Source organism: Paracoccaceae bacterium (assembly GCA_012103375.1).
Lineage (GTDB): Bacteria > Pseudomonadota > Alphaproteobacteria > Rhodobacterales > Rhodobacteraceae > WLWX01.
This window is the reverse complement of record WLWX01000001.1, coordinates 3,892,797-3,913,646: the sequence shown is the minus strand read 5'-3', so window position 1 is coordinate 3,913,646 and position 20,850 is coordinate 3,892,797. Positions and strand designations below refer to the sequence as shown.

Sequence of the window (20,850 nt, the reverse complement as noted above, 5' to 3'; positions counted from 1 at the left end):
TCCACCGTGCGCGGCAATCGTCGCAAGGATGCGCCGCCTGACATGCGGCCAAATTTCCCCCACAACCCCGGTTTCGCATAAATCCATCATGCACTAGATAATTCCCGAAACACCCTGAGGGACCAAATGGCCAAGCGCAGTATCTTTGAAGAGGTCGGATCGGACACCCCGAAACCGACCGCCACAACCGGCGTGATTGACGCCGCAGGACAGGGCGCACGGGGCCCCATCCGCATCTGGCTGGTGGTTCTGTTTGTCATGGTCGCGGCGATGATCCTGATCGGCGGGCTGACCCGGCTGACCGACTCGGGCCTGTCGATTACCGAATGGGCACCGATTTCCGGGGCAATCCCGCCGCTGAACGAAACCGACTGGCAGGAGCAGTTCACCGCCTATCAGGCGACGGACGAATTCCGGCTGCAGAACAGCGCCATGACGCTGGCCGAGTTCAAGACGATCTTCTGGTGGGAATGGGGGCATCGACAGCTGGGCCGTCTGATTGGCGTGGTCTGGGCGATTGGGTTCCTCGGCTTCCTCTTCACCAAACGCATTCCGCGCCGCTGGACCGGGCGCTTGCTGTTGCTGGGCGCATTGGGTGGCGCGCAGGGGGCCGTGGGCTGGTGGATGGTCGCCTCGGGGCTGGGCGAAGGGGTCGTGGATGTCGCCAGCTATCGCCTGGCGATCCACCTGGGTCTGGCCTTCGTGATCCTGGGTCTGATTGCCTGGTACATCCTGCGGATGGCCCGCAGCGCCCATGAAACCATGACCGCGCGGCGCAATGGGGATGCCGGGCTGACCCGCCTGATGGGGGTCCTTGTCGCGCTGACCTTCGTGCAGATCCTGCTGGGCGCGCTGGTCGCGGGCATTGACGCGGGGCGCAACTACACCGACTGGCCGTTGATGGCGGGGGGGATCCTGCCGCCTGATCCACTGTCGCTGGAGCCGGTCTGGCGCAACTTCTTCGAAGACGACGGGCTGGTGCAGTTCATGCACCGTGTTGCCGGGTATCTGGTTGTTGCCGTCGGCGTCTTCGCGATGCTGCGCGGACGGCGCAGTGCGGTTGGCACGACACGCGGCGCCTTCCTTGCCATGGGTGCGATGCTGGTGCTGCAAATGGCGCTGGGGGTGATGACGGTGATTTATTCCGCGCCGCTGCTGCTGGCGATCCTGCATCAGTTGGGCGCTGTCGCGCTCTGGGTGTTGATCCTGCGTGCCCGGTTCCACGCCCGCTATCCCTATCCTCAATCGCTGAGAGGGCCGGTATGAGCGCCTATGACGATCTGATGGACTTCCAGTCGGAAACCGAGGCGTTGTCACAAGTCGCAGGTCGCCTGGGCTGGGATCAGGAAACCATGATGCCGAAAGGCGCCGCTGACCAGCGCGCCGCCGAAATGGCCGCGATGGAGGGCGTGTTGCACGCCCGGCGCATTGATCCGCGCGTCGGTGACTGGCTGGAAACGGCGAAGCCTGCCGACGATGTGGCGCGCGCGCAACTGCGCCACATCCGCCGCAGCTATGAGCGCATGATGAAAATCCCCGCCAGGCTTGCCGCCGATCTGGCGCGGCTGACCAGCAAGGCGCACGGCATCTGGGCCGAGGCGCGCAGCGACGAGAATGTCGCCGCGTTTTTGCCGACGCTGAAAGACGTGGTGGCGCTGAAGCGGGAAGAGGCAGCGGCGCTGGCGGATGGTGGCGACCTTTATGACGCGCTGCTGGATGACTATGAACCGGGCGCGACGGGCGCGTCCTTGTCGGCGATGTTCAGCGCCCTGCGTCCGGGCCTTGTGGACCTGCGCGCGCGGGTGCTTGGCAGCGACGTCCGGCCCGAACCGCTGACCGGGGTGTTTCCGGCCGAGGCGCAACTGGTACTGGCGGCGAAACTGGCCGAGACCTTCGGCTATGACATCTGTCTAGCCCCCAAGTTCTGGGCCATTTCTGATTAGAGTTTCTGGCATTGGTGGTCGCATGTTCAGAGCCTGGTGCGGACGTGTGTGGTTGTACTGCTTAAGCCAATGATTGATGACGATCTGTGCCTGTTTCGTTGTTGTGAACCATTCAGCGTTGAGGATCTCGTGCCGGAGAGTGCCGTTGAACCTCTCGTTGTATCCGTTTTCCCAAGGGGACCCCGGATAGATTCTAATTGGTCGAACACCAACGCGAACCAACCACTCCTGCATCGCCTTGGCTACGAACTCTGGGCCGTTGTCGGAGCGGATATACTCCGGCGTGCCATGGCAGAGGAGCAGCGGATATAGCGCCTCCAGAACATCTTCGGCGCCCATCCTGCTGCGAACTTCCACGGCCAGGGCCTGCCGGGTGTACTCATCCAGAACGGTCAGCATCTTGTAGCTCCGGCCATTGCTGAGCTTGTCGTGAACGAAGTCGATGCTCCAGATGTGGTTCGGATGCGTCGGCCTGAGGCGAATGATCGAGCTGTCCTTGTGATAAAGCCGTCTGCGCTTCCTGTGCCGCTGCGGGAGTTGCAGTCCTTCTTCCTGCCAGAGACGCTCAACCTTCTTATGATTGACCCGCCAGCCCTCGATGCGCAGGAGTTCCGAAACTTTACGATAGCCGTAGCGCCCATATTGCTTGGCCAGGCGGATCAAAGCGAGCCGTAGAGCATCATCGTCTTTTGGCGCGGGTCGATATTGCAGAGAGTTTCGCGCCAGACCGACGACCCGGCAGGTCCTCCGCTCCGAGGTCGCGAGCTTTTGGCGCGTATGAATAACGGCCTGACGGAGCTCCCCAGTCGTCAGGCCCTGGGCTTTAAGTAGTTCAGGCTTTCTTTGAGGATCAGCTTGTCCAATTCAAGCTCAGCGACGATCTTCTTGAGACGCCCATTCTCCTTTTCCAGGCTGCGCATCTCCGACAACTGCGACCGTCCCATACCACCAAACCGTTTCCGCCAGTTGTAATATGTCGCATCGCTGATGCCGACGCTACGACACGCCGATGCAACGTCACTTCCTCCCGTCAGCTTCAGCTCAATCTCACGCAGCAGCTTCAATACATCTTCGTCCGAATGCCGTTTCCGTGCCATTACATATTCCCCTCTCAAGACCAATGTAGTGGCCCAGTTTTAGGGGGGAAGGACAGTGGTGCATCCGTTCTGCTCGGGCTCGGGGCTGGATGTTCGGGTGACGACGCGGACCTCGCTGAGCGATCCGTTCAACTGTCTTTTTCCGACGGTGCATGAGGTTGGGCACGCCGGTTATGAACAGAACATCGACCGGGCCTATCTGCTGACCCCGCTTGGGCGTGGCGTGTCGATGGGCGTCCACGAAAGCCAAAGCCGGATATACGAGAATCAGTTGGGCCGGTCCCGCGCCTTCACCGGATGGCTGTACGGGCAGATGCGCGACGCCTTCGGCGATTTCGGCGTCGCAGATGAGGAGGCGTTTTTCGCCACCGTGAACCGGGTCAATTCCGGTTATATCCGCCCCGAGGCGGATGAGGTGCATTACAACCTTCACGTTCTGCTGCGCTTCGATCTGGAACGCGCACTGGTGGCGGGCGATCTTGAGGTGGCGGATCTTGAGGCGGCCTGGAACGACCGGTTCAAGGCGGACTTTGGGGTGGCGGTCGACAAGCCATCGAATGGGATGTTGCAAGATGTGCATTGGTCCGTCGGCCTGTTCGGGTATTTCCCGACCTATACGCTGGGCAACGTTTATGCCGGCTGCCTGTATCAGGCGTTGCGGGATGCGGTGCCCGGACTGGATGACCAGCTTGCGGCGGGCGATACATCCGCCGCGACCGCCTGGCTGGGCGACAAGGTCCAGCGCCACGGCGGGCTTTTTGAGCCGCGCGAGGTGATCGCGCGTGCGACCGGGGCCGAGCCGACGGAAGGGCCGCTGCTGGCCTATCTAGAGGCGAAATTCGGAGCGCTTTACGGGGTTTGATGGCGGTGCCGCGCGTCAGCCGGTGCGCATTTGGCAATGGGAACGTGCGCGCGGCGCGGCAGGTGTCGGTGCGCGTGGCCAGGTGCCTCCGGCGGGGATATTTAGGAACAAGAAGACGGGCAGGGTGCGGGCAGGTGCCTATGTTGCCTCAACCGGCCATTGTTGCTGCAAGTCGTCCAGCCCGGCACGGATCAGATCTTCCAGCGCCGTTTGATCTACATCCGCCAGCCGTTTGATGTACCAGCAGGATTTGCCGCGTGTGTGTGGGCCAAGCCGCGCGGCAATCTGGGGGAATTCGGAATACCCCGGCAGGATATGCAGGCTGATCTTGCTGGCCAGCGGGGAAAATCCGGTCGCCAGAAAGTCCCCCTCGCGACCCGAAGCATAGCGATAGTGGTATTGCCCATAGCCGATCAGCTTGCCGCCCCATTTCTTCGGCTGCCAGCCGGTCACACGGCGGAAGATCGTGTCCAGCGCGCGGGCCTCGGCCGCGCGCGCCTCTGGCAGGCTGTCGATGAAGTCGGCTGGTGACATAACTTCGCTCCCGGCTTGCCCTTTGTGGGATCACGGGTGAAACCTAGCAAATGACACCCAAAATGACAGCCGCCGCATTGCAGGACTTCCTGGCGACCGAATTCGCACAGGCCGCCCATTTTATCGTCGATGCGGTGACCGATGCGGGCGTGACTGTCCGGCGACCAGTGCAGCAGGCCGATCTGCGCCCTGGTGGCACCGTGCAGGGCCCGACGATGTTCGGGCTGGCCGATGTTGCCGCTTATCTGGCGATCCTGTCGCGGATCGGGCCGGTGGCGTTGGCGGTGACGACCAATGCCTCGATTGATTTCATGAGGAAGCCTGCCGCCGGTTCCGACCTGCTGGCCGAGGCACGCCTGCTGAAGCTGGGGCGGGTGTTGGCGGTCTGCGACGTGCTGATCTTTTCGAAAGGGGTCGCAGAACCCGTCGCGCGGGCCAGCCTGACCTATTCGATCCCGCCCAATCCGTAGATCATTAGCAACATAATCTAGGCCGCATCCAGTGCCGTGATGATCCCGCCGAAATCGCTGGCTTTCAGGGACGCCCCGCCGACCAGCGCGCCATCAACGTTCGAGGTCGCGAAGATCTCAGCCGCGTTGCCCGGTTTGACCGAGCCGCCATAGAGGATGCGCATCACCCCGGCAGTGTCGCCGCCAAAGCGGCTGGCCAATTCGGCACGGATGTAATCATGGACCTCAGCGATCTGATCCACCGTGGCCACTTCGCCGGTGCCGATGGCCCAGACCGGTTCATAGGCGATGACGGTGTTTACGCCGGTCGCGCCATCCGGCACCGAAACGGCCAGCTGAGCACCGATAACCTTCAGTGTGTCGCCCGCCTGGCGTTGCTCCAGAGTTTCGCCAATGCAGACGATTGCAACCAGCCCGGCGCCCCAGACCGCGCGGGTCTTCGCGGCGAAATCCGCGTCACTCTCCCCATGATCCGCGCGCCGTTCCGAATGGCCGGTGATGACATGGCTTGCGCCAACATCGGCCAGCATCGCTGCGGAAACGTCGCCCGTGTGGGCACCCGACACCGCCGCGTGGCAATCCTGCGCCCCGACGGCTATCCGCGCATCCGCGCGGCGTGACATCGCGTGGATCAGCGTCGCGGGCGGGCAGATCAGCACCTCGGATGTCGCCGATCCGTGGTCGCGGATCAGCGCGTCCACCTCGACCAGGTCGGCACGTTTGCCGTTCATCTTCCAGTTTCCAGCCGCCAGTTTGCGTCGCATCTTAGCCCTCCAATGCTGCCAGAGCCTGCCGCGCCAGATCGCAGGCCGCCTCGGGGTCGTCTAACGCCTCTCCGGGCAGGGTCCAATAGGGCATGGACGAGGTCTTGCCGGTGTCGCGAGTATAGGTCCACTGTGTGCAGCCCATATCGGCCAACTTGTCGGCAAACGGCCCCTTGGTGGCCTTGATCATATGGCCGTGATCCCCGTGGATAATCGCGAAGATTGTGCCTTCGGAATAAAGGCACAGGCCGCCCATCATCTTGCGGGTGGTCAGGTCGGGAAGCGCGCCGAATAGCTCCAGCGCGAATGCGATGTCGCTGTCGGATACGCTCATCCGTCGCGTTCGGCGCTGAGTTCTTCGACATCTTTGAACTTGATCGACTCGCCGCAGCCGCAGGCGTCTTCAACGTTCGGATTGATGAACTTGAAGCCGGAATCCAGCAGGCTGGTTTCATAGTCGATCTGCGTGCCGAACAGGAACATCTGTGCCATTGGCGCGATCAGCACCCGCGCGCCGTCCTGTTCGACGGCCTCGTCGTTCGGGTCCGCCTGATCTACGTAGTCCATGGTGTATTCCATGCCCGCGCAGCCGCCTTTTTTTACGCCGATGCGCAGGCCATCGACACCGTCGCGGTCCATCAGCTTGCGGATTTGTGCAGCGGCTTTCGGCGTGATCGATACGGCCTGTTTTCCGGGGATTGCGAACATCACATGAACCCCAGTTCGAGCCGCGCCTCGTCCGACATCATGTCCATGCCCCAGGGTGGTTCCCAGGTCAGTTCGACGTTGACCTGTTTGACGCCGGGCAGGGGTTCGATGGCATCGGCCAGCCAGCCGGGCATCTCTCCGGCGACGGGGCAGCCGGGTGCGGTCAGGGTCATGATGGCGTCCACCTCGCCCTCGTCACTGATCTCAAGCGTGTAGACCAGCCCAAGATCGTAAATATTCACCGGGATTTCAGGGTCATAGACGCTGCGGCAAGCCTCGACTACCGAGTCATACAGCGGGTGATCGGTGCTGGAGGGCCGGATCAGCGGCGCCCCTTCCATCGGTGCGGATTGGTCGGTCATTGTGCATCCATCAGATATCTGACTGAAAATATAGGGATTGTGGCGCGGCGCGTCCAGAGGGGTGGCTTGCACGGATCGCGGGTTTGGCGCAGATAGCGACGCATGAGCCGGTTTTCCTTTGAACGCACCGCCACCGATGGCATGGCCCGCACCGGGGTGATCCGCACGGCGCGGGGTGACATCCGCACACCTGCCTTCATGCCCGTCGGCACGGCGGCGACGGTGAAGGCGATGCTGCCAGAAAGTGTTCGTGCCACGGGCGCCGACATCTTGCTGGGCAATACATACCATCTGATGCTGCGTCCGGGGGCCGAGCGGGTGGCGCGCCTGGGGGGGTTACACAAGTTTATGAACTGGGATCGCCCGATCCTGACGGACTCGGGCGGGTTTCAGGTGATGAGCTTGTCTGACCTGCGCAAGCTGACCGAGACGGGCGTGACGTTCCGAAGCCACATCGATGGCTCGAAGCATGAGTTGACCCCGGAAAGCTCGATGGAGATTCAGCGGCTGCTTGGCTCGGACATCGTGATGGCCTTCGACGAATGCCCCTCGCTGCCGGCGGACCGGGCGCGTATTGCCGAAAGTATGCGCCTGTCGATGCGCTGGGCCGCCCGTTCGTGTGACGCCTTCGGCGATCGGCCGGGTCATGCGCTGTTCGGCATCCAACAGGGCGGGCTGGAGGAAGACCTGCGCGGTGAAAGCGCCGAGGCGCTGCGTTCGATCGGATTTGACGGCTATGCCATCGGCGGTCTGGCGGTGGGTGAGGGGCAGGAGAAGATGTTTGCAACCCTCGACTTCGCGCCCGGTCAACTGCCCGCCGACAAGCCGCGTTATCTGATGGGTGTGGGCAAGCCCGACGATATCGTCGGCGCGGTCAAGCGTGGCGTTGATATGATGGATTGTGTCCTGCCGTCCCGGTCCGGGCGCACCGGGCAGGCGTTTACCCGGCGCGGTGTGGTCAACATCAAGAACGCGCGGCATGCCGATGATCCGCGCCCGCTGGACGCGGCCTGTTCCTGTCCGGCATGCTCTGGCTATTCGCGCGCCTATCTGCACCACGTGTTCCGCGCCGGAGAAATGATCTCGGGCATGCTGTTAACCTGGCATAACCTGCATTATTTTCAAGAGCTTATGGAGGGCATGCGGCAAGCCATTCAGGCCGGGGAATTCGCAGGCTTTGTCACAGAATTCGAACGTCAGCGCCACCTGGGCGACCTGGAACCAGTCTGACGCCGGATGGGTTCGCTTTCAATTTGCGCGGATGCGGACTATGATCCAAACAACTTTGGCGACACGACATTCGATACCGCCGGTCCAGGTGCGATCAATTCGATATAGCCAACGTGCTGAGGTCAGCGCCCTTGCGCTGCGTATCAATGAGGATCGGGCATGACGACGATTAGCTTATGGGCACGCGGCGACGGAGCTAATGCCAATAATGCCGAGCTCAATGTCGACAATCTGGTGCAGCAACCCACGGTAGAGATCACTTTCGACAGCGGGGCAAACGGGGACGTATTGCTCGACTACAACGGTGGCAATGAAGATCCCGACACGACCGTTACGATCAATGGGACAAGCTATAATTTCACGGTTGAACTGACCGGCGGGCTGCCGCTGGGCAACAGCAAAGTTCCCGATCAATTCGAAGGCCTGGACGTGACCGTTATTTCGGTCGACATCGGCGGGACGATCACGCGGTTTTGGTTTGTCAACGACGGCAGCGCCTCGGAAGCTGACATGGATGACTTCGGCAACGGTGCGATTCCATTGACCGACGTCGATTACATGCCGCCGCCGGTCCTCATCTGTTTTTGCGCCGGGACCCTGATTGCGACACCGACAGGACAGTGCCGCGTCGAGGATCTTGTGGCCGGTGACATGGTTCTGACCCACAATGGTGCACATCGGCCGGTCCTTTGGGTCGGGTGTACGACTGTGCCACACCACATCGCGATCGAGCACCCGGAATTGCGGCCGATCCGGATTTTGGCCGGTGCGATCGCGCCAGGTGTCCCGTCAGCTGATCTGGATGTTTCGGCGCAGCATCGGGTGGTGTTGGAATCGGCGGGTGCCGCACTGATGTTCGATGCCGAAACTGTGTTGGTACCGGCAAAGCATCTGGTCGGGTCAATGGCGCAGCGGGTCATTCCTGACACGGATATCGCGTATTATCACGTTCTTTTGCGCGACCATGACATATTGATCTCGAACGGGCTGCCGAGCGAAAGTTTTCAGCCTGCGCAGCGCACCATGGATGGTCTGGACGTTGCGGCCAAAGATGAATTGCTAGGGGTTCTTGCCAAGCACGATTTGGCCGAGATTTGCGACCGGCCAGGCGGCATGCCCAGCCTGAAGCGGCACGAAGCGGCGGTTCTGGTCGACTGGATCGGCGCTCCAGATCCGGCTGAATTAGGGGCGTCCTGACTCGGGCATTGGCATCCTGTAGGATGCCGTTAGACCGCAAAATGTCGCCAGGACGGACATTGCCAGAACGCAGGCTGTCACGGCGACTGTGCCGTGCAAATCACCACGGGCACGGGCCACTCGGGCAGGTCAAGAGGTGCAGATTCCCGGAAGTCGGACGGTCCGGGGTGGCATCGCGCAATTATGATCTGCGGCGATCTTTGATTCTGCGCCTGTTGATTGCATTTGATGCCGGAATCGCGCGCGGATGGCAGGCTTTCTCTTGCCCTGAACGTCCGCTTTCGCCATTGTCCGCGCCAGAATGACACGGGTGATGGTTGAACGGGGCAGCGCCGCCCCCAATATCTTGAGACCATAAGCCGAAGACTGCCAGTGTTGCCGCAATCGCGGGGCCGGGCGGTCTTGCCAAGCAAGGAAGAAGAATGAGCGATACGTTTGACCAAGCCTTCCCGGTGTTGCCGTTGCGTGACATTGTCGTATTCCCCCACATGATTGTGCCCCTGTTCGTGGGTCGCGAAAAATCCGTTCGCGCCCTGGAGGAGGTGATGGCAGACGACAAGCAGATCCTGCTGTCGTCCCAGATTGATCCCAACGTCGACAACCCTGTCGCCGAAGGGATTTATGAGGCCGGCGTCCTGGCCAATGTTCTGCAACTGCTGAAACTGCCCGATGGCACGGTCAAGGTGCTGGTCGAAGGCAAGGCGCGGGTGCGGATCACCGAATACCTCGACAATGAATCCTTTTTTGAAGCCCGCGCCGTGCCGCTTGCCGAAACCGATGGTGATCCGGCAACTGTCGAAGCGCTGACCCGCAGCGTGACGGAAGAATTCGAACGCTACGCCAAGGTCAAGAAGAACATCCCCGAAGAAGCGCTGAGCGCGATTGCCGAATCCCGCGAAGCCGACCGGCTGGCCGATCTGGTTGCCGGGCATCTGGGCGTGGAAGTCGACCAGAAACAGGCGCTGCTGGAAACGCTGGACGTGGCCGAGCGGCTGGAAAAAGTGCTGGGCCTGATGCAGGGCGAAATGTCGGTTCTGCAGGTCGAAAAGAAGATCAAGACCCGCGTGAAATCGCAGATGGAGCGCACCCAGCGCGAATATTATCTGAACGAACAGATGAAGGCGATCCAGAAAGAGCTTGGCGACGGCGACGAAGGCCAGAACGAGGTGGCCGAGCTGGAAGAGAAGATCAAGGACACCAAGCTGTCGAATGAGGCGTTGGAAAAATCGGTGGCCGAGCTGAAAAAGCTGAAGGCCATGTCGCCGATGTCTGCCGAAGCGACGGTGGTTAGAAACTACCTCGACTGGTTGTTGGCGTTGCCCTGGGGCAAGAAAAGCCGCGTCAAAAAGGATCTGACCCGCGCCGAAAAAGTGCTGGATGACGACCATTATGGCCTGGAAAAGGTCAAGGAACGGATCGTCGAATATCTGGCGGTTCAGCAGCGTTCGAAAAAGCTGAAGGGGCCGATCCTGTGCCTTGTCGGCCCTCCGGGTGTGGGCAAGACGAGCCTGGGTAAATCGGTGGCCAAGGCGACCGGGCGCGAATTCATTCGCATTTCGCTGGGCGGCGTTCGTGACGAATCCGAAATTCGTGGCCACCGGCGGACCTATATCGGTTCGATGCCTGGCAAGATCATTCAGGCGCTGAAAAAGGCGAAGACGACGAACCCGCTGATCCTGCTGGACGAGATTGACAAGATGGGTCAGGATTTTCGGGGCGATCCGGCATCTGCGATGCTGGAAGTGCTTGATCCGGAACAGAATTCGACCTTCATCGACCACTATCTTGAAGTCGAATACGATCTCAGCGACGTCATGTTCCTGACGACGGCGAACTCGTACAACATGCCCTCACCCCTTCTGGACCGGATGGAGATCATTCCGCTGGCCGGCTATACCGAGGATGAAAAGCATGAGATTGCGCGCCAGCATCTGATCTCTAAGCAGGTCAAGAACCACGGGTTGAAGCCCAAGGAATTTGAACTGTCGGACGACGCCCTGACCGAGATCATCCGCACATACACCCGCGAAGCGGGCGTGCGGAATCTTGAGCGTGAGATTGCCAAACTGGCCCGCAAGGCGGTGACCAAGATCGTGCGCAAGGCCGAGGAAAAGGTGGTCATCAAACCGGACGATCTGGAAGAGTATCTGGGCGTCAAACGCCACCGCTATGGCCTTGCCGAGGCGGAGGATCAGATCGGTGTGGTCACTGGGCTGGCCTGGACTCAGGTCGGTGGCGATCTGCTGTCGCTTGAAGCGCTGCGCCTGCCGGGCAAGGGCCGGATGAAAACCACCGGCAAGCTGGGCGATGTGATGAAGGAAAGCATCGAGGCTGCGGCCTCCTACGTGCGCTCCATCGGGCCTAGCATCGGCATCAAGCCACCCCAGTTCGACCGCTGGGACATCCACGTTCACGTCCCCGAAGGTGCAACGCCCAAGGACGGGCCGAGTGCGGGCGTTGGAATGGTCACCTCGATCGTGTCGGTCCTGACCAAGATCCCGGTCAAGAAGGACATCGCCATGACGGGTGAGGTGACGTTGCGCGGCAATGTGCTGCCCATCGGTGGCTTGAAGGAAAAGCTGCTGGCGGCGCTGCGTGGTGGCATCACGACAGTGCTGATCCCGGCCGAGAACGAAAAAGACCTGACCGAAATCCCGGAAAACGTGAAAGACGGGCTGACGATCATCCCGGTTGCCCATGTCTCGGAAGTGCTGGGTCATGCCCTGACCAGAAAGCCAGAGGCTATCGATTGGGACGAAGCCGCTGAAGAGGCCGCATTGGTCGAAGCGGCGAAAGCCCGAGACGCCGAAGAACGCCCGGGCGCGACAAAGCACTAGGCGGATTGGTTGCAAGCGACGACGACAGGGGCCGGTCCAGTGCGGACCGGCCCTTTTTTGACCTGACAGCGCCAGAAAAGGCATCTGACATGACCGGAAAACCCGCTGCGAACGAACCCCGCAAAACGGCGACGAAATCAAAGCCGAAATCGGCACCCACCGCGCCCGGCAAGGTGACAACCCCGAAGGCGGCCACACCAGCGACAGCGGCCAGCAAAGCGGATCAGCACGGCCAGACGGCGGATCCGGATGGCAACGCCAAGCTGCGAAAGGCGGATTTCATTGAACGGGTCGCGACCCGGTCTGCCTTGAAGAAGAATCAGGTCAAACCGGTTCTTGAGGCCGCGCTGGCGGTGCTTGGCGATGCGCTGGACGCGGGTGAAACGCTTCAAATCCTGCCGCTGGGGCGGATCAAAGTGCGCAAGGTGAACGAGAACGACAAGGGCAAGACCATCGTTTGCCAGTTGCGGCGCAACCATGCGATGAATTCTGGCGCGATTGCCGTGGCCAAAGGGTTTGACGACGACTAACCCGGGCAATCCGTGACCCGCCAGACACGGACGCCACATCATCGCTGCGCGATTGGCGGTCGCGCCTTGAATGGACCGCCGAGTCATCACCCTATGCAATGGCCACAGCGCCTTGGGGGAACGATGACAGAGACCGACCGACGAAAGTTCTTGCTGACGGCACCGGCGGCCCTTGCGGCGCCGTTGTTGCTGACCGGTTGTGGTGAAGCCCCGGACGAGGGCGACGATGAACCGGGGGGCGGCGCGGGCGCGGCGCGGCAGACGCGCGGTCGCAATCCGACAGTGACCAAGGGGCCTGCGGACCAAAAGGTCGTCGCGTTGACCTTCGATGACGGGCCGCATCCGACGTTCACGCCCAGATTGCTCGATATTCTGGATGAAAAGAACGTGCGTGCCACATTTTATATGGTCGGTCACCGGGTGGCGCGCCATCCGGGGCTGGTTAAACGCATCCGGCGCGACGGGCATGAGATCGGCAACCACTCGTGGTCGCACGCCAATCTGGCCACCCGTTCCGATACCGCGCTGCTGGACGAGCTTGACCGAACAGCCAAGGCCATTCAGCAGGCTGGCGGCAAGCGCCCGAAAACCATGCGACCGCCTTTTGGATCCATGTCGCCGCGGCAAAGCCGCCTAGTGATGGCCGAAAGGAAGATGCCGACCGTGATGTGGTCAATTGACTCGCTGGATTATACCGGGTCGAGCAGTGCATCGATCACCAACCGCATCCTGCGCCGGGCACACAACGGGGCCATCATCCTGAACCACGACATCCACGCGCGCACCATCCGCGCGATGCCGGCGACGATTGACGGGCTGAAAGGGCGGGGGTTCAAGTTCGTCACCGTTTCCAAGCTGATTGGCTGAGCGATGGGCAACCACTGGCCCTTGCAGAAACCGCACCTTGGCGATAAATCCCGCCTCTGACGGGTGATTAGCTCAGTGGTAGAGCGCTTCGTTCACATCGAAGATGTCGGGGGTTCAAATCCCTCATCACCCACCATTTCACCATCGACCCCAAGCAACAGGTGCCCGAATGTTCCCACATGAGCTGCTGATTCTGCGCCACGGCCAGACCGAATGGAATGCGGTTGACCGGATGCAGGGGCGGCTGAACTCTCCGCTGACGGCGCTGGGGCGGGAACAGGCGGCGCGGCAGGGGGCGCTTCTGGCGGGGCTGGATCTGACCGGATGGGCCGCATTCGTCAGCCCGCAGGGCCGCGCCGTCCAGACCGCCGGGATCGCCCTGGCGGGCCATGTCGACATGATGCGCACCGATGACCGCCTGTGCGAGATAGATGTGGGCGATTGGAACGGCAAGTTGCGCGCCGATGTCATGGCCGCGCGGCCCGAATTGTTCGACGGCGAAGAAGGGTTGGACTGGTACGATCACGCGCCGGGCGGCGAAGGCTACGCCGGGCTTGAGGCGCGGTGCGCGGCGTTCCTGAGCGACCTGAGCGGCCCGTCGATCATTGTCGCCCACGGGATCACCAGCCGCATGTTGCGATGTCTGGCGCTGAACATCGCCCCCGAAGCCCTGTCCACTTTGCCGGGCGGACAGGGCAATATCTTCCACTATAGCGCGGGTGAGGTCGTCGAACTTACGTGACCCCTTGCACACCGCGCCGCGCGGCGTTAGCTGACGCGGACAGGGGCGATTAGCTCAGTTGGTAGAGCGCTTCGTTTACACCGAAGATGTCGGCGGTTCGAGCCCGTCATCGCCCACCATCCCCCACCATGGCCCGCAGCTTTGAAAATATCCTGCCTGCGCCCTCAAAGCCGCTTGACGCCCCCGAACCGCGCGCCTAGAACGCGGCACGCTTTGGGCATCGGTCCATCGCGGGCAGTGGGCGGTTGTAGCTCAGTTGGTTAGAGTACCGGCCTGTCACGCCGGGGGTCGCGGGTTCGAGCCCCGTCAACCGCGCCACCGCTGCCAGTTTTCCTGAAATTGTGGAAAACGTGACCGGGGCCTCCGGATTTGAAATCCGTCGGTTCGTGGCCGCGGGCGATGGCTGGGGGCCAGCCCCCAGACCCCCGGGATATTTTTGGGTCAATGATGGACGAAAGTCGGTTTTTGGGGCGGTAGTGGCGTATTGTTGGCGCGCTTTACGAATAGAGCGCGTCCAGTATCCGCGCCCAGCTGCGGATGCCTTTGTGGAAGGACTCCAGATCGTATTTTTCATTGGGTGAGTGTAGCTGATCATCATCGCGTCCAAAGCCGATCAGCATCGAATCGAGGCCGAGGATTTCCTTGAAATACCCGGCGATCGGGATCGATCCGCCTGCGCCGATGAACGCGGCGGGGCGTGGCCATTCTTCGGACAGGGCCTGGCGGGCAGCCTCGAACGCGGGATGGTCGGTTGCCATGACCGAAGCGGGCGCGGCGCCGTGATTTTTGAATGAGACTGTGCAGTCACCCGGTAGCATGCTTTCCACCATCGCGCGAAAGCTTTTGCGGATGGCCAGCGGATCCTGCGTGCCGACCAGACGGAAGCTGATCTTGGCGCTGGCCTGTGATGGCAGCACGGTTTTGAACCCTTCGCCGGTGTAGCCCGACCAGAGGCCGTTAACCTCGCACGTCGGGCGGGACCAGATCATTTCGAGGCCTGAACGACCAGCCTCTCCAGCCGGGATGCTTTGGCCAACCTCGCCCAGGAAGGCGGCCTCGTCAAAGCCAAGTGCGTCCCATTGGGCGCGCAGGCTGTTGGTCAGCTCGGGCACGCCGTCATAGAATCCGGGGACGGTAATGCGGCCCTGATCGTCGTGCAGGGCGGCGATGATACGTGACAGAACCCGTGCCGGGTTCATCGCGATGCCGCCGTAGTAACCTGAGTGGAGGTCTTTGTCGGGGCCTGTGATTGTCAGTTCCTCGCCCAGAAGACCGCGCAGCATGGTGGTGATTGCGGGGGTTTCGGGGTTGAACATGCTGGTGTCGCAGATCAGCACGATGTCGGGCTGGGACAGTTCCTTGGTGTGTTCCTTCAGGAACGGCACCAATGAGGGGGAGCCTGATTCCTCTTCCCCCTCAAAGAAGACCGAGATGCGCCCCGGAAGGCTGCCATTCACCGCTTTCCAGGCGCGCAGCGCCTCGATAAACGTCATCAGCTGGCCTTTGTCGTCATTGGCACCGCAGGCGCGGATGACCTCGCCTTTCGGCGTGTCCTGAACCGCGGGTTCGAACGGAGGGTTGTTCCATAGTTCCAGCGGATCAACGGGTTGCACATCGTAATGGCCGTAGAACATCAGGTGTATGCCGCCATTCCCGGCACTGCCCGTGACCATCGGATGCCCGGTCGTCGGGCGTTTTTCGGCGTCAAACCCCAGTTCCGCCAAGGTGTCGACCATCCAGTCGGCGGCCCGGTCGCAGTCGGCGATATGGGCGGGATCGGTCGAAATTGACGGAATGCGCAGCAGATCGAACAACCGATCGAGCGATTCGGGCAGTGAAGAATCAATCTGCGAGAGGGTTTTTTCCAGGCTCATTTTGGGGACGCTCCGATCTGTTTTGCGCCACCCTAGCTGCGCGGCGGCGACTGTCCAGCGCGGCGGTCTGACGCAAGCGTGAAGGCAGCGACCAAACGCCCACTTTCGCAGATCGAAGAGAGCGCTTAGGATTGTCAGGCAATACGGAGTGATCCCTTGAATTACGACCAGCATTTCGACGACGCGTTGCAACGGCTTCATGATGAGGGGCGTTATCGCACGTTTATCGACATCGCGCGCAGGCAGGGGCAGTTTCCGAATGCCGTCTGGCATGACCCATCGGGTCAGGAACGTCCGGTAACTGTCTGGTGCGGAAACGATTATCTTGGCATGGGGCAGCATCCCGATGTGCTGGCTGCGATGCATGAGGCGCTGGATGCCACTGGTGCGGGATCTGGCGGCACGCGCAATATTTCCGGCACGACGGTCTATCACAAGGCGCTGGAGGCTGAGCTGGCCGATCTGCATGGCAAGCCGGGGGCGTTGCTGTTTACCTCGGCCTATGTGGCAAATGACGCAACGTTGTCGACGCTGGTGCGGTTGTTGCCTGGGCTGGTGATTCTGTCGGATGCGCTGAACCATGCCTCGATGATCGAGGGGATTCGGCGCATGGGGGGCGAAAAGCGCATCTTCCGCCACAATGACCCCGAGCATCTGGCCGAATTGCTGGCGGATATCCCGGCAGATACGCCGCGCCTGGTGGCCTTCGAATCGCTGTATTCCATGGACGGTGATTTCGCGCCGCTGAAGGCGATGCTGGACGTTGCCGAGGCGCATGGCGCATTGACCTATGTGGACGAGGTTCACGCCGTCGGCCTTTATGGCCCGCGCGGCGGTGGCGTGGCGGAACGGGACGGGCTTTCGGACCGGATCGACATCATCAACGGCACCCTGGCCAAGGCCTTTGGTGTGGCAGGCGGATATATCGCCGCGAATGAAAATATCTGTGATGCCATAAGATCTTACGCACCGGGGTTCATCTTTACGACGTCGCTGCCTCCGGCGGTTGCTGCCGGGGCGCTCGCCTCGGTCCGGCATCTGAAATCGAATGACGCGCTGCGGCGTCAGCATCAGGAACAGGCGGCGACGTTGAAGCTGCGCCTGAAGAGTATGGGTCTGCCGCTGATCGACCATGGCAGCCATATCGTGCCGGTGCATGTGGGTGACCCGGTGAAGTGCAAGATGCTGTCGGATCGACTGTTGGAAGACCACGGGATTTACGTCCAGCCGATCAATTTCCCGACTGTACCGCGCGGGACCGAGCGGCTGCGATTCACGCCCTCACCGGTGCATGGTCCGCGGGAAATGGACGCCCTGATCGCCGCAATGGACGATCTTTGGTCGCAGTGTGCGCTGAATCGCGCCGAACTTTCCGCCTAGCCTCAATTCGTTCATATACTCGTTGGACCCCTGTGGTATCAGTGTTTATTAAGGCTGCGGCGCGTGATTGCCGTGACTTAGGGAACTGGATGAGTGATTAAATCGGTCGGGCACAAAGCCTTCCGCCGCAAGCCGAAGGTCGAGGAACCGTCAGAGCACCCCAAGGGCTTTGACGATTTTGAGTTGCGCCTGGGCGACATTATGCGTGGCGAACGCGCCACGCTGGGCAAGTCGCTGCTGGACGTCCAGCGCGAGCTTAAGATCAAGGCGGCCTATATCTCGGCCATCGAAAATTCGGACCCTACGGCCTTTGAAATTCCAGGATTCGTAGCAGGTTACGTGCGGTCTTATGCGCGTTACCTGAACCTTGATCCAGAATGGGCATACAAGCTGTTTTGTGACGAGGGCAAGTTTCAGACCGCCCATGGCATGTCACCGGCGGCATCCGGCCTGCGTAAGGCGGAAATCCCCGGCGGAAAGCCGCGCGTCGATCCTTTTTCCGACCCCAAAGCCTCTTTCGTGCCCAAAGCGCCGTCATTTCTTTCACGAATCGAACCTGCCGCCGTCGGCTCGGTCGCGGTGCTGGTCGCGCTGATCGGTCTGATCGGCTATGGCGGTATGGCGGTTCTGTCCGAGGTGCAAAAGGTCCGTATCGCGCCGGTTGAACAGGCGCCTGTCGTCGTGACCGAGCTTGATCCCATGGCCGGATCGCCCGAACCGATCGCTTTTGAGGTTGATTCGCAGCCCCCCTCGACCGGGTCATTCGACCGGATCTATCGCCCTGGCGCCCTGGACGTTCCGGTGATGACTGCGCGTGATGCGCCGATTGCAACGCTGGACCCGCGCGAGAACGGTGCGCTGGTCGATCAGCCGCGACTGGCCGCCAGCGAAGGCCCGCGCAATGTTCCGCGCGTCACGGGCGCGGCTGCGCCACGTGAATTTGCCGATCTGCGCCCCGATGTTGCTGTCGCTGAGGCTGAGGTCGTCGACACTCCGCAGGTGGTCGAAGATGCGCCACCGGGTGTTGTGATGTTTGCGGTGCGTCCGGCCTGGGTTCGGGTCAAATCAGCCTCGGGCGCGGTGATCTTTGAAAAAGTGATGGAGCCGGGGGATGAATTCGTCCTGCCCGCCACCGAAGAACCCGCGACCCTGCGCACCGGCAACGCCGGGTCGGTATATTTCCTGGTCGGGGGTGAAACCTATGGCCCCGCGGGCGAGGGGCCGTCGATCGCATCGAACGTTGCCATGGGGCCGGAAGACCTGCGCGGGACCTTTGCGATTGCCGATCTGGAAGCCGACAGCGCGCTGAAGCGATATGCCGAAGCACGTGCCGCTGCCGAAACGCCGGTGCCAGCCGCCGCTGCCGAGTAATCCGGTCGCATTGCGCGCCCGCACCTGCACCATTAGGTAGGGCGCGACCCATCCAAGGTGCCGTTTCATGTCGCTGAACCCGATCCGCCCCTGGCGCAATATCTATCGCCGCAAATCCCGCCAGATCATGGTGGGCAATGTCCCTGTCGGGGGCGATGCACCAATCTCGGTGCAGACGATGACCAACACCGATACCTGGAATGTTGCGGCCACGGTGGCGCAGGTTCAGGCGGCGGCAGATGCCGGTGCGGATATCGTGCGTGTCTCGGTCCCGGATCAGGCGTCATCGAAGACGCTGAAGGACATCGTGCGCGAAAGCCCGGTGCCGATCGTCGCCGACATCCATTTCCACTACAAACGCGGGATCGAAAGCGCGCTGGCCGGGGCCGCGTGCCTGCGGATCAATCCGGGAAACATCGGGGATGCCGCACGTGTGCGCGAAGTGATCGCGGCGGCCCGCGACAATGGCTGTTCGATGCGGATCGGGGTTAATGCCGGTAGCCTCGAAAAGCATCTGCTGGAAAAATACGGTGAGCCGTGCCCGGATGCGATGGTGGAAAGCGGTCTTGATCATATCCGCATCCTGCAGGACCATGATTTCCACGACTTCAAGATCAGCGTGAAGGCCAGCGATGTGTTCATGGCCGCCGCCGCCTATCAACAACTGGCCGAGGCGACGGACGCGCCGATCCATCTTGGTATTACCGAGGCGGGCGGCCTGATCAGCGGCACCGTCAAGTCGGCCATTGGTATGGGCAATCTGTTGTGGATGGGCATTGGCGACACGATCCGCGTGTCGCTTTCGGCTGACCCGGTGGAAGAGGTCAAGATGGGGTTCGAAATTCTCAAATCCCTTGGTCTGCGCCATCGCGGCGTCAACATCATCAGCTGCCCGTCCTGCGCGCGTCAGGGCTTCGACGTGATCAAGACAGTCGAAACGCTGGAAAAGCGGCTGGAGCACATCAAAACCCCGATGAGCCTGAGCATCATCGGCTGCGTCGTGAATGGCCCCGGAGAGGCGCTGATGACCGACGTCGGCTTTACCGGCGGTGGCAAGGGGGCGGGCATGGTCTATCTGGCGGGCCGGCAGAGCCACAAGCTGGATAACGACCAGATGGTCGATCACATCGTTGAACAGGTCGAAAAGCGCGCGGCTGAGATTGACGCGGCGGATGTGGCGGCGGAGTAGTGCGACCTGCAAAAGACGTATTTCAGGGGCGCAAGACCAAGCCGTGCGCTCGTCAGCCCGTGGGTTGGCGATCCAACAGAAGTTCGGGGCACTTGGATGGTCGCGTGATCCCGTCAAATCTGAAGGAGGCGCGGACCTCACCCATCGCCAACCCGCCCGGACGGGCTGGCGAGTGCACGGCGCCTTTGGCTCGATTCCGTGCACAAGGGGCGCTTTGCCAAACCCCAACAACAGGTAACGCAAATTGAAACCCTCCGCCCGATCCGCTGTCGATCCGTTCATCGTCATGGACGTGATGGAAGCCGCGCGCGCGGCTGAGGCGGCGGGGAGTCGCGTCATTCATATGGAGGTCGGCCAGCCCGGAACGCCGGCCCCGGCGGTTGCGCGCCGGGCGCTGACCGAAGCGATGGAGGCCGGGTCGCTGGGCTATACCGTGGCGCTGGGCCTGCCGGAATTGCGCGTCCGGATTGCTGCGCTTTATCGCGACTGGCATGGGATCGAGCTGAATCCGGATCGGGTCATTGTCACCGCCGGGGCCTCGGGCGCGTTTCTTCTGGCGTTCAGCGCATTGTTTGACGCTGGTGACCGGGTGGCGGCGGGTCTGCCGGGATACCCAAGCTATCGTCAAATCCTGAAGGCGCTGTCCTTGCAGCCCGTCGATATCGTGACCACGGCGGAAAACCGGTTTCAGCCGATTGTGTTGAAAAACTCCGAAATCAGAGCGTCGCGGATTTCTTGCGAAAACCTATGAAGCGAAATAGTCGGAAAGCTTTGACCACGAGACAGCGCATGGCTGCGCGTGAGCGCATGTAGGCGATTTGGGCCGACCCCCGCGCCAAAAATTTAGGATCGGGCTGCATGGAAAGAAAAATCATCGTTCAGGCCCTAAAACG

21 protein-coding genes, 3 tRNA genes and 1 pseudogene are annotated in these 20,850 nt (G+C 61.5%); 17 read left to right on the top strand and 8 right to left on the bottom strand.

Annotated features, from left to right (window positions below):
• Positions 1-126: 126 nt before the first annotated feature.
• Together GKR99_19960 and GKR99_19955 are read left to right on the top strand one after the other, a co-directional pair.
• Positions 127-1,266, top strand: a complete 1,140-nt coding sequence (locus tag GKR99_19960; protein NKB29700.1) for a heme A synthase — start codon at positions 127-129, stop codon at positions 1,264-1,266.
• Positions 1,263-1,943 carry a hypothetical protein gene (locus GKR99_19955; GenBank protein NKB29699.1) on the top strand — a complete coding sequence of 227 codons (681 nt, stop codon included), beginning with the start codon at positions 1,263-1,265 and terminating at the stop codon, positions 1,941-1,943. The genes GKR99_19960 and GKR99_19955 overlap by 4 nt, the downstream gene beginning before the upstream one ends.
• Here the strand turns inward: GKR99_19955 and GKR99_19950 are convergent.
• Positions 1,911-2,807: an IS3 family transposase gene (locus GKR99_19950; GenBank protein NKB29698.1), complete on the bottom strand. Its 897-nt coding sequence runs from the start codon at positions 2,805-2,807 to the stop codon at positions 1,911-1,913. The two genes, GKR99_19955 and GKR99_19950, sit on opposite strands and share 33 nt — an antisense overlap.
• Positions 2,753-3,040 carry a transposase gene (locus GKR99_19945; protein ID NKB29697.1) on the bottom strand — a complete coding sequence of 96 codons (288 nt, stop codon included), beginning with the start codon at positions 3,038-3,040 and terminating at the stop codon, positions 2,753-2,755. Before GKR99_19945 ends, GKR99_19950 begins: the two co-directional genes overlap by 55 nt.
• Positions 3,041-3,098: 58 nt before the next feature.
• Between GKR99_19945 and GKR99_19940 the strand changes: the two are divergent.
• Positions 3,099-3,902 (top strand): annotated as a pseudogene (locus GKR99_19940) (carboxypeptidase M32).
• A 138-nt stretch (positions 3,903-4,040) separates the two neighbouring features.
• Here GKR99_19940 and GKR99_19935 read toward each other — a convergent pair.
• A complete protein-coding gene (locus tag GKR99_19935; GenBank protein ID NKB29696.1) occupies positions 4,041-4,436 on the bottom strand; it encodes a DUF1801 domain-containing protein in 396 nt (131 codons plus the stop codon).
• 50 nt (positions 4,437-4,486) lie between these two features.
• Between GKR99_19935 and GKR99_19930 the strand changes: the two genes are divergently transcribed.
• Positions 4,487-4,906, top strand: coding sequence for a thioesterase (locus GKR99_19930; GenBank protein NKB29695.1), 420 nt, complete (start codon positions 4,487-4,489; stop codon positions 4,904-4,906).
• Between the two features lie 17 nt (positions 4,907-4,923).
• Here the strand turns inward: GKR99_19930 and GKR99_19925 are convergent, their stop codons facing one another.
• Genes GKR99_19925 through GKR99_19910 form a run of 4 tightly spaced genes read right to left on the bottom strand, consistent with a single transcriptional unit; the run spans position 4,924 to position 6,740 of the window.
• Entirely contained in the window at positions 4,924-5,670 is a 747-nt protein-coding gene (locus GKR99_19925; protein ID NKB29694.1) for a triose-phosphate isomerase, read from the bottom strand.
• 1 nt (position 5,671) lies between these two features.
• The gene (locus GKR99_19920) at positions 5,672-6,004 is read right to left on the bottom strand and encodes a TfoX-like protein (GenBank protein NKB29693.1); all 333 of its coding nucleotides are present in this window, start codon (positions 6,002-6,004) and stop codon (positions 5,672-5,674) included.
• Complete coding sequence (locus GKR99_19915; protein ID NKB29692.1) at positions 6,001-6,378, bottom strand: iron-sulfur cluster assembly accessory protein; 378 nt, start codon at positions 6,376-6,378, stop codon at positions 6,001-6,003. Before GKR99_19915 ends, GKR99_19920 begins: the two co-directional genes overlap by 4 nt.
• Complete coding sequence (locus GKR99_19910) at positions 6,378-6,740, bottom strand: SUF system Fe-S cluster assembly protein (protein ID NKB29691.1); 363 nt, start codon at positions 6,738-6,740, stop codon at positions 6,378-6,380. Before GKR99_19910 ends, GKR99_19915 begins: the two co-directional genes overlap by 1 nt.
• A 102-nt stretch (positions 6,741-6,842) precedes the next feature.
• On the opposite strand from GKR99_19910, the gene tgt reads away from it, so the two are divergent.
• From tgt to GKR99_19865, 9 genes are all read left to right on the top strand, one after another.
• Positions 6,843-7,970, top strand: coding sequence for a tRNA guanosine(34) transglycosylase Tgt (gene tgt / locus GKR99_19905; GenBank protein ID NKB29690.1), 1,128 nt, complete (start codon positions 6,843-6,845; stop codon positions 7,968-7,970).
• Positions 7,971-8,129: 159 nt separating this feature from the next.
• Positions 8,130-9,167, top strand: a complete 1,038-nt coding sequence (locus GKR99_19900) for a hypothetical protein (GenBank protein ID NKB29689.1) — start codon at positions 8,130-8,132, stop codon at positions 9,165-9,167.
• 422 nt (positions 9,168-9,589) lie between these two features.
• Positions 9,590-12,004: an endopeptidase La gene (locus GKR99_19895; protein NKB29688.1), complete on the top strand. Its 2,415-nt coding sequence runs from the start codon at positions 9,590-9,592 to the stop codon at positions 12,002-12,004.
• A gap of 89 nt (positions 12,005-12,093) precedes the next feature.
• A complete protein-coding gene (locus GKR99_19890) occupies positions 12,094-12,534 on the top strand; it encodes a hypothetical protein (protein ID NKB29687.1) in 441 nt (146 codons plus the stop codon).
• Between the two features lie 93 nt (positions 12,535-12,627).
• Positions 12,628-13,401: a polysaccharide deacetylase family protein gene (locus GKR99_19885; GenBank protein ID NKB29686.1), complete on the top strand. Its 774-nt coding sequence runs from the start codon at positions 12,628-12,630 to the stop codon at positions 13,399-13,401.
• Positions 13,402-13,462: 61 nt separating this feature from the next.
• Positions 13,463-13,537: transfer RNA gene (locus tag GKR99_19880), tRNA-Val, on the top strand.
• 33 nt (positions 13,538-13,570) lie between these two features.
• Positions 13,571-14,143: a histidine phosphatase family protein gene (locus GKR99_19875; GenBank protein ID NKB29685.1), complete on the top strand. Its 573-nt coding sequence runs from the start codon at positions 13,571-13,573 to the stop codon at positions 14,141-14,143.
• A gap of 43 nt (positions 14,144-14,186) precedes the next feature.
• Positions 14,187-14,262 (top strand) — tRNA-Val (locus GKR99_19870).
• Positions 14,263-14,384: 122 nt separating this feature from the next.
• Positions 14,385-14,461, top strand: a tRNA-Asp gene (locus GKR99_19865).
• Between the two features lie 179 nt (positions 14,462-14,640).
• Here GKR99_19865 and GKR99_19860 read toward each other — a convergent pair.
• Complete coding sequence (locus GKR99_19860; protein ID NKB29684.1) at positions 14,641-16,017, bottom strand: M20/M25/M40 family metallo-hydrolase; 1,377 nt, start codon at positions 16,015-16,017, stop codon at positions 14,641-14,643.
• A gap of 156 nt (positions 16,018-16,173) precedes the next feature.
• Between GKR99_19860 and hemA the strand changes: the two genes are divergently transcribed.
• The 4 genes from hemA (at position 16,174) to GKR99_19840 (ending at position 20,708) form a co-directional block, all read left to right on the top strand.
• Positions 16,174-17,397, top strand: a complete 1,224-nt coding sequence (gene hemA / locus GKR99_19855) for a 5-aminolevulinate synthase (GenBank protein NKB29683.1) — start codon at positions 16,174-16,176, stop codon at positions 17,395-17,397.
• A 201-nt stretch (positions 17,398-17,598) separates the two neighbouring features.
• On the top strand, positions 17,599-18,768 hold the full coding sequence (locus tag GKR99_19850; protein ID NKB29682.1) for a DUF4115 domain-containing protein: 1,170 nt from the start codon (positions 17,599-17,601) through the stop codon (positions 18,766-18,768).
• A gap of 67 nt (positions 18,769-18,835) precedes the next feature.
• Positions 18,836-19,957, top strand: a complete 1,122-nt coding sequence (gene ispG, locus GKR99_19845) for a flavodoxin-dependent (E)-4-hydroxy-3-methylbut-2-enyl-diphosphate synthase (GenBank protein ID NKB29681.1) — start codon at positions 18,836-18,838, stop codon at positions 19,955-19,957.
• 286 nt (positions 19,958-20,243) lie between these two features.
• Positions 20,244-20,708 (top strand): aminotransferase class I/II-fold pyridoxal phosphate-dependent enzyme, encoded by a 465-nt coding sequence (locus GKR99_19840; protein ID NKB29680.1) that lies wholly within the window; start codon positions 20,244-20,246, stop codon positions 20,706-20,708.
• Positions 20,709-20,850 lie beyond the last annotated feature (142 nt).

Excerpts from the sequence above, each read along its gene's own strand:
- GKR99_19960 (NKB29700.1), top strand. The coding sequence starts at position 127 with ATGGCCAAGCGCAGTATCTTTGAAGAGGTCGGATCGGACACCCCGAAA.
- GKR99_19955 (NKB29699.1), top strand. The coding sequence starts at position 1,263 with ATGAGCGCCTATGACGATCTGATGGACTTCCAGTCGGAAACCGAGGCG.
- GKR99_19945 (NKB29697.1), bottom strand. The coding sequence starts at position 3,040 with ATGGCACGGAAACGGCATTCGGACGAAGATGTATTGAAGCTGCTGCGT.
- GKR99_19935 (NKB29696.1), bottom strand. The coding sequence starts at position 4,436 with ATGTCACCAGCCGACTTCATCGACAGCCTGCCAGAGGCGCGCGCGGCC.
- GKR99_19930 (NKB29695.1), top strand. The coding sequence starts at position 4,487 with ATGACACCCAAAATGACAGCCGCCGCATTGCAGGACTTCCTGGCGACC.
- GKR99_19925 (NKB29694.1), bottom strand. The coding sequence starts at position 5,670 with ATGCGACGCAAACTGGCGGCTGGAAACTGGAAGATGAACGGCAAACGT.
- GKR99_19920 (NKB29693.1), bottom strand. The coding sequence starts at position 6,004 with ATGAGCGTATCCGACAGCGACATCGCATTCGCGCTGGAGCTATTCGGC.
- GKR99_19915 (NKB29692.1), bottom strand. The coding sequence starts at position 6,378 with ATGTTCGCAATCCCCGGAAAACAGGCCGTATCGATCACGCCGAAAGCC.
- GKR99_19910 (NKB29691.1), bottom strand. The coding sequence starts at position 6,740 with ATGACCGACCAATCCGCACCGATGGAAGGGGCGCCGCTGATCCGGCCC.
- tgt (NKB29690.1), top strand. The coding sequence starts at position 6,843 with ATGAGCCGGTTTTCCTTTGAACGCACCGCCACCGATGGCATGGCCCGC.
- GKR99_19900 (NKB29689.1), top strand. The coding sequence starts at position 8,130 with ATGACGACGATTAGCTTATGGGCACGCGGCGACGGAGCTAATGCCAAT.
- GKR99_19895 (NKB29688.1), top strand. The coding sequence starts at position 9,590 with ATGAGCGATACGTTTGACCAAGCCTTCCCGGTGTTGCCGTTGCGTGAC.
- GKR99_19890 (NKB29687.1), top strand. The coding sequence starts at position 12,094 with ATGACCGGAAAACCCGCTGCGAACGAACCCCGCAAAACGGCGACGAAA.
- GKR99_19885 (NKB29686.1), top strand. The coding sequence starts at position 12,628 with ATGCAATGGCCACAGCGCCTTGGGGGAACGATGACAGAGACCGACCGA.
- GKR99_19875 (NKB29685.1), top strand. The coding sequence starts at position 13,571 with ATGTTCCCACATGAGCTGCTGATTCTGCGCCACGGCCAGACCGAATGG.
- GKR99_19860 (NKB29684.1), bottom strand. The coding sequence starts at position 16,017 with ATGAGCCTGGAAAAAACCCTCTCGCAGATTGATTCTTCACTGCCCGAA.
- GKR99_19850 (NKB29682.1), top strand. The coding sequence starts at position 17,599 with ATGCGTGGCGAACGCGCCACGCTGGGCAAGTCGCTGCTGGACGTCCAG.
- ispG (NKB29681.1), top strand. The coding sequence starts at position 18,836 with ATGTCGCTGAACCCGATCCGCCCCTGGCGCAATATCTATCGCCGCAAA.
- GKR99_19840 (NKB29680.1), top strand. The coding sequence starts at position 20,244 with ATGGACGTGATGGAAGCCGCGCGCGCGGCTGAGGCGGCGGGGAGTCGC.